The organism is Streptomyces liangshanensis (genome assembly GCF_011694815.1).
Classification (GTDB): domain Bacteria; phylum Actinomycetota; class Actinomycetes; order Streptomycetales; family Streptomycetaceae; genus Streptomyces; species Streptomyces liangshanensis.
This window is the reverse complement of the sequence record NZ_CP050177.1, coordinates 3,916,649-3,930,394: the sequence shown is the minus strand read 5'-3', so window position 1 is coordinate 3,930,394 and position 13,746 is coordinate 3,916,649. Positions and strand designations below refer to the sequence as shown.

Below are 13,746 nucleotides of genomic sequence, written 5' to 3'. Positions count from 1 at the left end.
ACAGGCCGTGGGGCGGCCGCTGTGACGAACGGCAAACCCGAACCTCCGTACGGCTCGCCGGTGCGCCGCCCATGTGTCCCCGGCGCCCTCTAGTCTGTTGCTGTACCGGACGGTGCGGTACCGAACGGAAGGGACAGCATGTACGGCTGGTTCTGGCGGCATCTGCCGGGCAACGTGTGGGTGCGGGCGGCCATTTCGCTCGTGGTCGCGCTGGCAGTCGTCTACGCGCTCTTCCAGTACGTCTTCCCCTGGGCGGAGCCCCTGCTTCCGTTCAACGACGTCACCGTCGACGGATCGGGGTCGGCCGGATGAGCGCGCGCATCCTCGTCGTGGACAACTACGACAGCTTCGTCTTCAACCTCGTCCAGTACCTGTACCAGCTCGGGGCCGAGTGCGAGGTGCTGCGCAACGACGAGGTCACCACCTCCCACGCGCAGGACGGCTTCGACGGCGTCCTGCTCTCCCCCGGCCCCGGGACCCCCGAAGAGGCCGGTGTCTGCGTCGACATGGTGCGCCACTGCGCCGCGACCGGCGTCCCCGTCTTCGGCGTCTGCCTCGGCATGCAGTCGATGGCGGTGGCGTACGGAGGCGTCGTGGGCCGCGCCCCCGAGCTGCTGCACGGCAAGACCTCGCTCGTCACGCACGAGGGCAACGGTGTCTTCGCCGGGCTGCCCTCGCCGTTCACCGCGACGCGGTACCACTCGCTGGCGGCGGAGCCCGCGGAGCTGCCGGCGGACCTGGAGGTCACGGCGTGGACCGCGGACGGGATCATCATGGGTGTGCGTCATCGTGAACTGCCCGTGGAGGGCGTCCAGTTCCATCCCGAGTCGGTGCTCACCGAGCACGGCCACCTGATGCTGGCGAACTGGCTGGCGCGGTGCGGGGATCCGGGTGCGGTCGGCCGGTCGTCGGGCCTCGCACCGGTGGTGGGCAAGGCGCTCGCGTGACGACACTCCGCCCGGAACACGACGCCGGTGGCCCCGAAGCCCCGTACGCGCGTGAGGAGGCCGCCGAGGCCGTGGCGGCGGAGGCCGCGCTGCGGGCGGCGGTGGGCGGCCTGGCGGACCCGCTGAACGACCCGCTCCCGGGCCGGCTTCCGGGGACGCCCTCGGGGCCGGTCCCGGGCCGGCCGTCGGGCGCCGCGCCGGGTGCGATCCCGGAGCAGCCGGCGGCGCGGGGCGAGGCACCGCCCTCCAGGGCGCGTCACGGCCGTCACCGGGGGCCGGAGAGCCCGCGGGAGGCCGGGCAGGCCCCGGCCGCCCCCGGGGGCCCTGAGGCGGCCGGACAGGCTCCTGTGGCCCCGGCGGTCCCGGCGGCCCCCTCGACCCCTTCCGCTCCGACCGGACCTTCCGTCCCGGCCTCCGCACCGCTGTCCGTGCCCCTGCCGCCCGAGCGGCCGGTGGCCGATCCGGGTGCGGGTGCGACTCCCGCCGCGGGTACGGCTCCGGGGCAGCCTCAGGAGCGCGTACGGAAGGCCGGACCGGCCCCCGCCGCCGGGCGTCCCGCGTCCCCCGCGGCGCACGCCGCGCCCCCCGCCGCCGGGCCGGTGCCCGGGGCGATGGACGAGACCCTCATATCCGGGCCCCTCTTCCCCACGCCGGCCCGCCCCACGGCCGACCTCCCCGACGACGCGACGATCGGCCTCCGTACGGACGATCTGCGCCGCGCGACCGCCGCGCGGTCCGCCGCACCGGCCACCGCCGGTGCGCCGACCGCCGCCCAGGAGCAGGCCGGTTCCGAGCAGGGCGGGCGCGCCGAGCGCCGCAAGGCCGCCAAGGGCGGCCGGGGACGCAGGCGCCAGGAACCAGGACCGGCCGAGGCCGGGAACGGCCCCGGGACGGCCGCGCACGGATCCGCGCCGGCCAAGCCGCTCTCCCGCGTCGAGGCCCGCCGCGCCGCGCGCGCGGCGAAGGACAGCCCCGCGGTGGTCGTGAGCCGGGTGGTCGGCGAACTGTTCATCACCTTCGGCGTCCTGATGCTGCTGTTCGTCACCTACCAGCTCTGGTGGACGAACGTCCGGGCCGACCAGTACGCCGGCAAGGAGACGAACAAGATCCAGGACAGCTGGGCCAAGGGCCGCCAGCCTGGCGCCTTCGAGCCCGGCCAGGGCTTCGCCATCATGCACATCCCCAAGCTGGACGTCGTCGTGCCGATCGCCGAGGGCATCAGCAAGTCGAAGGTCCTCGACCACGGCATGGTCGGGCACTACTCCGAGGGCAAGCTCAAGACGGCGATGCCGCAGGACAAGCAGGGCAACTTCGCGGTGGCCGGCCACCGCAACACCCATGGCGAGCCCTTCCGTTACATCAACCGCCTCCAGCCGGGCGACAAGGTCATCGTGGAGACGCAGGACGCCTACTACACGTACGCGATGACGAAGACCCTGCCGCAGACCTCTCCGTCGAACGTGAGCGTGATCGACCCGGTGCCCCCGCAGTCGGGGTTCGCGGGCCCGGGGCGCTACATCACGCTGACGACCTGCACGCCCGAATTCACCAGTACGTACCGGATGATCGTGTGGGGCAAGATGGTGGACGAACGGCCGCGCAGCAAGGGCAAGCCCGACGATCTCGTCGACTGAGCCCCGGGGCCGACTGGACTGGACGGGGGCGGGTGCGGTGGCAGCGGGAACCGAACACGACGAGCAGACCGGCGCACCGCCGCCGGGGCCGGACGCGTCCGCCGCGCCGGTCGGCCCGGACCCCGACCCGTCACCGGGCCGGCGGCCCAGGGGCCGTGTCGCGTCGGTGGTCAGCGTCTTCGGTGAACTGCTCATCACCGCGGGCCTGGTGCTCGGCCTGTTCGTCGTCTACTCGCTGTGGTGGACGAACGTGCTCGCCGACCGTGAGGCCACCAAGCAGGGCAACGAGGTCCGCGACCACTGGGCCCAGGGCGGCGGTACGGGCACCACCGGCGACGGTGAGCCCGCGGTCTTCGACCCGAAGGACGGCATCGGCTTCCTGCACGTCCCGGCGATGCACAACGGCGAGGTGCTGGTGAAGAAGGGCACGGAGACCAAGTCCCTGAACAACGGGATCGCCGGCTACTACACCGACCCGGTCAAGTCGGCCCTGCCCTGGGACAAGAAGGGCAACTTCACGTTGGCGGCGCACCGGGACGGCCACGGGGCGAAGTTCCACAACATCCACAAGATCGAGGTGGGTGACCCGGTCGTCTTCGAGACCAAGGACACCTGGTACGTCTACAAGGTCTACAAAGAGCTGCCGAAGACGTCGAAGTTCAACGTGAACGTCCTGCTGCCGATCCCCAAGGAGTCGGGGAAGACGAAGGCGGGCCGCTACCTGACGCTGACGACGTGCACGCCGATCTACACGTCGGACTACCGCTACGTGGTGTGGGCGGAGCTGGTCCGTACGGAGAAGGTCGACAAGAACCGCACCCCGCCGCCGGAGCTGCGCTGAGGGTGGTACGCGACGAAGCCCTGGCCCCCACTGCGGGGGCCAGGGCTTCGTCGTGCCTTGTCGTCCGACGGGTGGCGGTCAGTCCTCCGGCCGGAAGACCACGCCGTTCGCGCCTCCGAAGAAGCCTCCGTCGTTGTCGCCGCCGCCGTTGCCGTCCCCGCCGCCGTTGTTCCCGCCGTTCTGGCCACCGCCGACGCCTACCGTGAGCAGGAGGACGGCCGACCCCTTGTCGACCTGCGTTCCGGCGCCCGGGTTGCTGTTCAGGACCACGGCGTTGTCGTCCTGGGGCGTGTTCGGGGCGAACGTCGCGCTGAGACCCACGCTCGCGAGGATCGCCTTGGCGTCGGCGACCCGCTTCCCCTGGAGCCCGTCCGGTACGCCGACCTTCTCCTGCTGCGGGCCCTTGGAGACCTGGAGGGTGATCTGGCTGCCCTTCGCGGCCTTGGTGCCGCCAGGAGGGTCCTGCTTGACGACGATGCCCGCGGGCTGATCGTTGTCCACGTCCTCCCGCTTGACGGTGAAGCCCAGCGTGTCCTCCAACTGCGACCTCGCGGAGTCGAACTGCTGGCCGACGGTGTCGCGGATGTCGACCAGGGCCTGCTTGGCGATGGTCAGCGTGACCTCGGCGCCCTTCTCGGCCTGCGAGTTGCCCGCCGGGTCCTGCTCCAGGACCGTGCCCGGGTCCTCGTCCGACTCGACCTGCTTCGGGTCGAGCACCTGGAAGCCCTTGTCCTCCAAGAGACGCGTCGCGTCCTTGAGGTCCTTGTCCGTGACGTCGGGGACCTCGACCTTGGGCGCGCCCTCCGAGACGACGACGTTGATCGTGTCGCCCTGGTTCATCTCGCCCGCCTCGGGCGCCGGGGTCTGGCTGCAGATCGCGTTCTTGGGCTGGTCGCAGCGCTCGCTGCTGGACTGGGCGACCTTCACGCCGGCGTTGGTCGCCAGCGCCTCGGCCTCCGTGAGGGTCTTCCCGACGAGCGTGGGGATCGGCACCTTGCTCGTGGCGGAGTCGTCGCCGTTGAAGACCGCCTGGCCGATCAGGATCGCCCCGACCAGGACCAGCACACCGGCGGCGATCAGCAGGATCGTCGACGTGTTGGACTTCTTCGGCTGGCGCCGCCGGCCGGGGCCGCCACCGCCGTCGTAGCCGCCTCCGCCGAAGCCCCCGTCGTTCGGGTTCATCGGGGGCAGCATCGAGGTGGCGGGGTCGGCCGTGCGCAGCGCCGTGGTCGCCTGGTCCTCGGGGCCGCCGTAGCCGCCGCCGTACCCGACCGCGCCCATGGCCGCGGTCGCGCCGACGGGCTGGCCGTCGAGGCAGGCCTCGATGTCGGCGCGCATCTCGTCGGCGGACTGGTAGCGGTAGTCCCGGTCCTTGACGAGGGCCTTGAGGACGATCGCGTCCATCTCGGGCGTGATCTCGGGGTCGTACACGCTGGGGGGCTGCGGCTCTTCCCGTACGTGCTGGTAGGCCACCGCGACCGGGGAGTCCCCGACGAACGGCGGCCGGACGGCGAGGAGCTCGTAGAGCAGGCAGCCGGTGGAGTAGAGGTCGGAGCGCGCGTCGACCTGTTCGCCCTTGGCCTGCTCCGGGGAGAGGTACTGGGCGGTTCCTATGACGGCGGAGGTCTGCGTCATCGTCATGCCGGAGTCGCCCATCGCGCGGGCGATGCCGAAGTCCATGACCTTGACCTGGCCGGTGCGGGTCAGCATGACGTTGGCGGGCTTGATGTCGCGGTGGACGATCCCGGCGCGGTGCGAGTACTCGAGCGCCTGGAGGATCCCGACGGTCATCTCCAACGTGCGCTCGGGCAGCAGCCTGCGCCCGGAGTGCAGCAGCTCACGCAGGGTCGAACCGTCGACGTGCTCCATCACGATGTACGGGAGGGAGACGCCGTCGACGTAGTCCTCGCCGGTGTCGTAGACCGCGACGATCGCCGGGTGGTTGAGCGAGGCGGCGGACTGGGCCTCCCGGCGGAACCGGGCCTGGAACGACGGGTCACGGGCCAGGTCGGCCCGGAGCGTCTTCACAGCGACGGAGCGGCCGAGCCGGGTGTCGTGCGCGAGGTACACCTCGGCCATGCCACCACGGCCGAGCACCGCGCCCAGCTCGTACCGGCCGCCGAGGCGACGCGGCTCTTCCATAACTGTTCCGGCCCTCTCCGTCAGTCCCGATCGCACCGGTGTGTGGACTCCGGCGATGTGCTGTACGCGCCTACGCTACCGGGCACGCCTCGTGCGGTCCGCCTGTCCCGGTCACCTGATACGCGACCGGTATCGCAATGTGCAGATATGGACGTGACGCGTGACCGGCGTCACTTCTTGCTGTCGAGTACGGCTTTCATGACGTCCCTGGCGATCGGGGCGGCGAGACCGCCACCGGAGATGTCGTCGCGGCTGGCGTCGCTGTCCTCGACCACGACGGCCACGGCGACCGGGGATCCGCCGTCGGGGGTCTTGGCGTAGGAGATGAACCAGGCGTACGGGTTCTTGCTGTTGTTCTCGCCGTGCTGGGCCGTACCGGTCTTACCGCCGACGGTCGCACCCTCTATCTGCGCCTTGGTGCCGGTGCCCTCCTTGACGACCGTCTCCATCATCTGCTGGAGCATCTGCGCGTGCTCCTGCGTGAGCGGGCGGCTCAGCTCCTCGGGGTCGGTCTGGCTGAGCTGGTCGAGGCTGGGCGCGCGCAGCTGGTCGATCATGTACGGCTTCATCAGCTTGCCGTCGTTGGCGATCGCGGCGGCGACCATGGCCATCTGGAGCGGGGTGGCGCGGGTGTCGAACTGGCCGATGGAGGAGAGCGCGGTCTGCGACTGGTTGATCTTCTCGGGGAAGATCGACGCGTTGGCGCGTACCGGGACGAACTGCTCGGCGTTGAAGCCGAACTTCTTCGCGGTCTCCAGCATGTTGTCGGCGCCGACGTCCACGCCGAGCTTGCCGAAGACCGTGTTGCAGGAGAACTGGAGCGCCACGCGCAGGGTGGCGTTCTTGCAGGGGATGTTGCCCTCGTTCGGCAGCTTGGTGGTCGTGCCGGGCATGACGTACGGGTCCGGGGAATCGGTCTTGTCGTCGACGCCGCTCACCACGCCGTGCTCCAGGGCCGCGGCCGCCGTGACCACCTTGAAGGTGGAGCCGGGCGGGTAGGTCTCACGCAGCGCCCGGTTCAGCTTCGGCTGGTCCTTGTCCTCGTTGAGCTTGGTCCACGCCTCGCCGTCCTTGTCGCTGTTGCCGGCGAACGAGGAGGGGTCGTAGCTGGGGGTGGAGGCCAGGGCGAGGATCTTGCCGGTCTTCGGGTCGATCGCGGCGACCGCGCCCTTCTTCTTCCCGAGGCCGTCGAAGGCGGCCTTCTGGGCGGCGCCGCTGAGGGTGGTGATGACGTCACCGCCCTTCTTCTTCTCGCCGGTGAACATCGCCAGCGTGCGGTCGAAGAACAGCTGGTCGTCGTTGCCGGTGAGGATGCCGTCCTCGATCTTCTCGATCTGGGTGGCGTCGAAGGCCTGCGAGGCGTAGCCGGTGACCGGCGCCCACATGGGGCCGTCCACGTACGTGCGCTTGTACGCGAAGTCGCTGCCGCTCGTCTTCGCGGAGCCCGTTATGGGCTTCCCGTCGACGATGATGTCGCCGCGCGCGTGCGCGTACCGCTCGATCAGGACCCGGCGGTTGAAGTCGCTGGAGTTCAGCTCGTCGGCCCGTACGTACTGGAGCCAGTTGTCGCGGACCAGGAGCGCCAGGATCAGCAGGCCGCAGAAGATCGCGACCCGTCGCAGGGGTTTGTTCACGGTCGGACCACCTGGGTCATCTCGGCGTCGGGTGACGGGGCGGGGGCCGGCGCGGGCCTGCGAGCGGTGTCGCTGATCCGGATCAGGATGCCGATCAGGACCCAGTTGGCGAGGACGGACGAACCGCCGTACGCGACGAACGGGAGGGTCATGCCGGTCAGCGGGATGAGGCCCATCACGCCGCCCGCGACGACGAAGACCTGGATGGCGAAGGCGCCGGAGAGGCCGATGGCGAGGAGCTTGCCGAACGGGTCGCGGGCGGCGAGGGCGGTACGGACACCGCGCTCGACGATCAGCCCGTACAGCAGCAGGAAGGCCATGGTGCCGGCGAGCCCGAACTCCTCGCCGACGGTGGAGAGGACGAAGTCGGAGTTGGCGGCGAAGCCGATGAGGTCCGAGTGGCCCTGGCCGAGGCCCGTGCCGAGCGTGCCGCCGGACCCGAAGGACAGCAGGGCGTCACCGATCTGCTGGCAGGCGCCCGTCTTGTCCGTCTTGTAGCAGCCGAACGGGTCGAGCCAGGCGTTGACGCGTCCTTGGACGTGCGGCTCGAAGGTGGCGACGCCGACCGCGCCGGCGGCGGACATCAGGAGGCCGAAGACGATCCAGCTGGTGCGCTCGGTGGCGACGTACAGCATGACGATGAAGACACCGAAGAACAGCAGCGACGTACCGAGGTCGGTCTCGAAGACGAGGATCAGGATCGACATGGCCCAGACGGCCAGGATCGGTCCGAGGTCGCGGCCGCGCGGCAGGTAGAGGCCCATGAAGCGGCGGCTGGCGAGGGCGAGGGCGTCGCGCTTCACCATCAGGTAGCCGGAGAAGAAGATCGCGATGATGATCTTCGCGAACTCTCCGGGCTGGATGGTGAAGGGGCCCAGGCTGATCCAGATCTTCGCGCCGTTCACGGCGGGGAAGAACGCGGGCAGGATCAGCAGGATCAGGGCCACCGCCATGGAGATGTACGTGTACCGCTGGAGGATGCGGTGGTCCTTGAGCAGGATCAGGACGGCGAGGAAGAGCGCGATGCCGATCGCCGAGTAGAGGAGCTGCTTCGGCGCGTCCGGGGAGAAGGCGCCGTACGCGAGCTTGGAGAGGCGGATCAGCTTGGGTGACTGGTCGAGCCGCCAGATGACCACGAGTCCGAGGCCGTTGAGCAGCGTGGCCAGCGGAAGCAGCAGCGGGTCCGCGTACGGCGCGAACTTGCGCACCACGAGGTGGGCGATGCCGGCGAGGAGGCCGATGCCGAGCCCGTAGCCGAGCATCCCGGTCGGCACCTTCCCGTTGATCGCGAGTCCTACGTTCAGGTACGCGAAGATCGGGATGGCGACCGCGAAGGCCAGCATGGCCAGTTCGGTGTTGCGGCGGCTCGGTGCCTCGATGGCGCCGATGGTGGTGGTGTTGGTGACAACGCTCATGGTGGTGAAGAGGCCCCCTCGGCCGCTACTGCTTCCCGCAGTTCGAGGCCACTTTCTGCTCCTCTTCCGAGAGGCTGGGGCCCGGATGGGGAGTGGCTTTGTCGGGCTTGGTGGTGCCGGGCGTACCGGCGGAGGGCTTGTCGGTCGGCTTCGTGCCGCCCACCTGCTCCTCGCTGTCGGCCACGTCGGCCGCTCGCTCGGCCGCGCGGCGCTGCTCGTCCTTCTTGCAGGCCGACGCCTGGACGGCGAGTGCGTCGATCTTCTTGCCGGCCTCGCTCAGGTTGCCCTCGGTGATGGTGCTCTCGACCTGCTTGCGCTGGTAGTCCGGGAGGTACTTGAGTTCGATCTCGGGGTGGTCCTTGTGGACCTTCGAGAGCGAGACCCAGGCCAGGTCCTGGCTGATGCCCCGGTAGAGCGCGACGTGCTGCTTGTTGGACCCGACGTAGTACTGGGTCTGGGTCCAGCGGTAACCGCCGTACAGGCCGCCGCCGACGACGGCGAGCGCGAGGACGACGTAGAAGGATCTCTTCGCCCACTTGCGGCCGCCGCGCGCCTTGGTGAAGTCGTCGTCGGAGTACGTCCCGTACCCGCCCTCGGGCGGCATGCCGCCGTAGCCGGGGTCATCGCCGCTGCCGGGCGGGCCGAAGCCGCCCGCGGGCTGCTGCGGTACGGCCCTGCCGAGGCCGGCGGCGCGGCCCGCGGGGGTCTGCATCGCGGCGGCGTTCTCCGCGGCGCTGGGCGGGAGCTGGTTCTCGGCGACCGCGCCGACGACGACGGGGGTGTCGTTGAGCTGGGCGGCGAGGGTGTCGTTGGCGTCGACGTCCAGGACGTCGGCGACGATGCAGGTGATGTTGTCGGGGCCGCCGCCGCGCAGCGCCAGCTCGATGAGGGTCTGGATGGTCTCCTGCGGACCCTGGTAGCCGGCGAGGGCCTCTTCCATGGTCTGGTGGGAGACGACGCCCGAGAGGCCGTCCGAGCAGATCAAGTACCGGTCGCCCGCCCGTACTTCACGGATGGAGAGGTCCGGCTCGACGTGGTCGCCGCTGCCGAGGGCGCGCATCAGCAGGGAGCGCTGCGGGTGGGTGGTGGCCTCTTCCTCGGTGATCCGGCCCTCGTCGACGAGGCGCTGGACCCAGGTGTGGTCCTGGGTGATCTGGGTGAGGAGGCCGTCGCGCAGGAGGTACGCGCGGGAGTCGCCGACGTGGACGAGGCCGAGGCGCTGGCCGGTCCACAGGAGGGCGGTGAGCGTGGTGCCCATGCCCTCCAGCTGGGGGTCCTCCTCGACCATCAGGCGGAGCTGGTCGTTGGCGCGCTGGACCGCCGTGCCGAGCGACGTGAGGATGTCGGAGCCCGGCACGTCGTCGTCGAGCTGGACGAGGGTGGAGATCACCTCGGAGGAGGCGACCTCGCCGGCCGCCTGGCCGCCCATGCCGTCGGCGATGGCGAGCAGACGGGGGCCGGCGTAGCCGGAGTCCTCGTTGCCCTCCCGGATCATGCCTTTGTGCGACCCGGCGGCGAAGCGCAGCGACAGACTCATGCGCACCTCGCCCGTCGGCTCGCCGGTCGACTGTCGCGCCAGCCGGTCTCGAGCCACACTGCCCACCCTCCGGTCGGGAGCCTGCTCCGGTCCGCTGTCGGGACCGCTGCGGCTCGCTCGCTCCGCTCGCTCATTGTCGTACTACTTCCGCAGCTCGATGACGGTCTTGCCGATGCGGATCGGTGAGCCCAGCGGAATCGGTGTCGGGGTCGTGAGCCGGGTCCGGTCGAGATACGTGCCGTTGGTGGACCCGAGATCCTCGACGATCCACTGGCCGTCACGGTCCGGGTAGATCCTGGCATGCCGGCTGGACGCGTAGTCGTCGTCCAGCACGATCGTTGAGTCGTGCGCGCGGCCCAGCGTGATGGTCTGCCCCTGGAGCGCGACCGTGGTGCCGGTCAGGATGCCCTCGGAGACGACCAGCTTGGTGGGTGCGCCGCGACGCTGTCGGCCTCCCTGCTGCTGGCGCTGCGGCGGCGGGGCCGCCGCGGTCTGGCGTGCCTGTTGCGGTCTGGCGTCCGCGCTGCGGCGTGAGCCGCGCTGGGTGACGCGTGTTCCGAACAGGTCGCTGCGGATGACCTGGACGGCCACGATCACGAACAGCCACAGAACGGCCAGGAAACCTAGCCGCATGACCGTCAGGGTCAGCTCTGACATTGCCCCCGCTTCACCCTTCGGCTTGCCGGTAAACGATGGTGGAATTGCCCACGACGATCCGCGAGCCGTCGCGGAGCGTAGCGCGGGTGGTGTGCTGTCCGTCTACCACGATGCCGTTGGTGGACCCGAGATCCTGGATAGTCGAGGGCGTACCGACCCGGATCTCGCAGTGCCGCCGCGAGACGCCGGGGTCGTCGATCCGCACGTCGGCCTCGGTGCTGCGTCCCAGCACGAGGGTCGGGCGGGAGATCTGGTGGCGGGTGCCGTTGATCTCGATCCAGCGTCTTACCTGGCTGCCCGGCAGTCCGCCGGGTCCTGCCGCGGCGCCCGGTCCGGCCGCCTGGCCGGCTCCTGGCACCGGTCCCCGTCCCGGGCCTCCGGGAGGGGGCTGGTGGGCGCCGGGCGGGGGTGCGGCGGGCATGGGGGGCGCGGCGGCCGGCGGGTAGCCGTAGCCGCCCTGGGGGGCCGCGGGGGCGGGCCCGGAGGCCTGGGACGTGCTCGACGCCAGGGTGCGGCTGCGCACCCGGTACAGGCCGGTGTCGAGGTCCTCGGCCTTTTCCAGGTGGACCTTGATGGGGCCCATGAAGGTGTAGCGCTGCTGCTTCGCGTAGTCGCGGACCAGCCCGGACAGTTCGTCGCCGAGCTGGCCGGAGTACGGGCTGAGCCGCTCGTAGTCGGGCGTGCTCAGCTCGACGATGAAGTCGTTGGGTACGACGGTCCGCTCGCGGTTCCAGATCGTCGCGTTGTTGTCGCACTCGCGTTGGAGGGCGCCGGCGATCTCCACGGGCTGGACCTCGGACTTGAAGACCTTCGCGAAGGTGCCGTTGACCAAACCTTCGAGACGCTGTTCGAAACGCTTCATGACTCCCATGGGGCACCTCCTCGGTCGTTGCCGTCCTGGTACTGCTTACTGATCGTATCCACGCGCCGGGAAATAGGCTGGTTCCCCATGTCCGCCCCGTTGATGAGTGTCACCTCTCACACGGATCGTAGAGGCGGCCTCCCGACAGTGTCCCGCACCCGGGGTGCACCGAGGAGGAGTGGGGGCCGCCCCGGTTCGTTCCCTGTTCCGCGACCGGGTCGGCCAAACAAACGGAGGTGATTCGCCCCCCTCCAGCGTGCTAATCTTCTCGATGTCGCCAGGAGCGCACACCAGCGGTACACAGCAGGTGAGGCACCGGACGGCACACCCAATGCGCGGGTGGCGGAATAGGCAGACGCGCTGGATTCAGGTTCCAGTGCCCGAAAGGGCGTGGGGGTTCAACTCCCCCCTCGCGCACAGAGAAACCGAGGAGCGGGTCCTCGCCGGAGACGAAAGTCCTGGCGGGGGCCCGCTTCTCGTATGTCCGGCGGCGCGGGGGGTGTCGCGCGCCGGGAGCGGGGCCGGGGCGATCCGGGCGGTCGCGGCGCCGCCCCGTACCGCTGGAAGCCCGCACAGTGACGCATGTCACGGGGGCCTCGCGGCGGTGTTCCTTGTTCCTTGCGGAGTTCCCTTCGGTGGAGGGCGAGTGCCTGGGTTGGGCGGGTGACTGACGTGCGGCACCCGGGGCTGTCGGGACTGGGGCGGAATCCGGCGGCGCCGCGGGGCGTTCTGCTGCGGCTGGCCGCGCACGCGGTCGGCCGGGACGCGATGTCGCGGCGCCCCGGGCGGTTGCCGGACGCCGTGGTCGAGGCGATGGTGGCGTACGGCGACGGGCATTCCGCCGTGGGACTTCACGGCGGCCGGGTCTCCCCGGCGATGCGCCGCAGGATCGCCGCGCATCCGGACCCGGCGATCCGCGACGCGTTCCCCGGCTTCGTCCGCGGCATGGTGGACAGCGGGGTGCCGCTGGGCATCGCGGCGCTGGAGGAGGCGTACGGCCTGTCCCGTACCGAACTGGTCGGCGCCCGGGACCCGAAGCTGCGGGCCGCCGTCGCGCGCGGCTGGCGCGACCGGCCCGCCGCGGTGCAGGCGGCCCTGCTCGCCGATCCGGATCCGGAGGTGCGTGGCGCCGCCGCCGAGGGGGAGCACGGGGCTGTCCCGCCGGAACTGAGGGAGAGCTGCCTCGCGGACGAGGCCGTACGCGCGCGGGTGGCCGGCCGTGTCCCGCTCACCTGGGACCAGTTCACGCGGCTCGTGGACTCCGGGGACAAGGGCGTGCGGCACGCCGTGGCGGGGAATCGGCATCTGTCGGCCGAGATGGTCGCCCGGCTCCTGGACGACGACGATCCGGCCGTACGGGTCTCGATGGCCCTCAGCCGCCATGTGGACGCCCGGACCAGGGACCGGCTGTACGCGCTCGTGGAGGCCGAGCGGGCGACCGGGAGCGGCGCGGCCGAGGTGGCGCTGCACTGGAACTTCGCCGAGCCGGAGTGGTTGCGCGAGGCGCCTCTCGCGGAACGGCTGACGTATCTGGACTGTCCGCACGCGGTGTTCCGCCGCGTGCTGGCCTCCTGCCGCGACCTGCCCGAGGAGGCGTGGCGGCGGCTGGACGACGACCCCGAGCTGTTGGTCAGGCACGCGGCCGCCCGTAGGCCCGACGTGCCGCCGGAGGTCCTGGAACGGCTGGTACGCGCCCATGGCGAGATCTCCCACCTCAGGCCATGGCTCACCGACCATCCCCGGTTCCCCCGCCACCTGTTGCGTACGTTCGCGGACGAGCCGGGCGCGAACGTACGGGTGGTCGCCCTCCAGGACCCGGAGCTTCCTGTTCCGTTTCTCTGGCGACTCGCGGACCCGGACGAGTCCTGGCTGCGTCGTGGGGTCGCCGGTCACCCCGGTGTCACGGACGAGCTGTTGGAGCGGCTGCTGTCGGATCCGGACCCTGAGGTGGTCCGGGAGGCCGCCGCCAACCCGGTGTTGCGGGCGGCTCGGATGGAGGGGATTCTCGTCGCCGCTGGGCTGTGACCGCGTGTACGGGGGTGGCGGGTCTCCCGGGGGTCGGTGCGGGAGGCCCGCC

The 13,746-nt window shown here is 70.8% G+C and carries 11 protein-coding genes and 1 tRNA gene; 6 read left to right on the top strand and 6 right to left on the bottom strand.

What is annotated here, in order from left to right:
* Positions 1-138 precede the first annotated feature (138 nt).
* The 4 genes from HA039_RS16915 to HA039_RS16900 are packed head-to-tail and all read left to right on the top strand — an operon-like array spanning position 139 to position 3,422.
* The gene (locus tag HA039_RS16915; protein WP_167030325.1) at positions 139-312 is read left to right on the top strand and encodes a hypothetical protein; all 174 of its coding nucleotides are present in this window, start codon (positions 139-141) and stop codon (positions 310-312) included.
* Positions 309-947: an aminodeoxychorismate/anthranilate synthase component II gene (locus HA039_RS16910; RefSeq protein WP_167030321.1), complete on the top strand. Its 639-nt coding sequence runs from the start codon at positions 309-311 to the stop codon at positions 945-947. Before HA039_RS16915 ends, HA039_RS16910 begins: the two co-directional genes overlap by 4 nt.
* On the top strand, positions 944-2,581 hold the full coding sequence (locus tag HA039_RS16905) for a class E sortase (protein WP_167030318.1): 1,638 nt from the start codon (positions 944-946) through the stop codon (positions 2,579-2,581). Before HA039_RS16910 ends, HA039_RS16905 begins: the two co-directional genes overlap by 4 nt.
* A 37-nt stretch (positions 2,582-2,618) precedes the next feature.
* Entirely contained in the window at positions 2,619-3,422 is an 804-nt protein-coding gene (locus HA039_RS16900) for a class E sortase (protein ID WP_167030315.1), read from the top strand.
* A 78-nt stretch (positions 3,423-3,500) separates the two neighbouring features.
* On the opposite strand, the gene pknB is transcribed toward HA039_RS16900, so the two are convergent.
* From pknB to HA039_RS16870, 6 genes are all read right to left on the bottom strand, one after another.
* On the bottom strand, positions 3,501-5,564 hold the full coding sequence (gene pknB, locus HA039_RS16895) for a Stk1 family PASTA domain-containing Ser/Thr kinase (RefSeq protein WP_167030312.1): 2,064 nt from the start codon (positions 5,562-5,564) through the stop codon (positions 3,501-3,503).
* A 170-nt stretch (positions 5,565-5,734) separates the two neighbouring features.
* A complete protein-coding gene (locus tag HA039_RS16890; protein ID WP_167030309.1) occupies positions 5,735-7,198 on the bottom strand; it encodes a peptidoglycan D,D-transpeptidase FtsI family protein in 1,464 nt (487 codons plus the stop codon).
* Positions 7,195-8,613, bottom strand: coding sequence for an FtsW/RodA/SpoVE family cell cycle protein (locus HA039_RS16885; RefSeq protein ID WP_167030306.1), 1,419 nt, complete (start codon positions 8,611-8,613; stop codon positions 7,195-7,197). Before HA039_RS16885 ends, HA039_RS16890 begins: the two co-directional genes overlap by 4 nt.
* A gap of 25 nt (positions 8,614-8,638) precedes the next feature.
* A complete protein-coding gene (locus HA039_RS16880) occupies positions 8,639-10,207 on the bottom strand; it encodes a PP2C family protein-serine/threonine phosphatase (RefSeq protein ID WP_388333416.1) in 1,569 nt (522 codons plus the stop codon).
* A gap of 84 nt (positions 10,208-10,291) precedes the next feature.
* Positions 10,292-10,807 carry an FHA domain-containing protein FhaB/FipA gene (locus tag HA039_RS16875; protein WP_167030304.1) on the bottom strand — a complete coding sequence of 172 codons (516 nt, stop codon included), beginning with the start codon at positions 10,805-10,807 and terminating at the stop codon, positions 10,292-10,294.
* Between the two features lie 10 nt (positions 10,808-10,817).
* Entirely contained in the window at positions 10,818-11,678 is an 861-nt protein-coding gene (locus tag HA039_RS16870) for an FhaA domain-containing protein (RefSeq protein ID WP_167030302.1), read from the bottom strand.
* A gap of 324 nt (positions 11,679-12,002) precedes the next feature.
* Here HA039_RS16870 and HA039_RS16865 point away from each other — a divergent pair.
* A tRNA-Leu gene (locus HA039_RS16865) sits at positions 12,003-12,086 on the top strand.
* Positions 12,087-12,332: 246 nt separating this feature from the next.
* On the top strand, positions 12,333-13,694 hold the full coding sequence (locus HA039_RS33595) for a hypothetical protein (protein WP_208298633.1): 1,362 nt from the start codon (positions 12,333-12,335) through the stop codon (positions 13,692-13,694).
* Positions 13,695-13,746 lie beyond the last annotated feature (52 nt).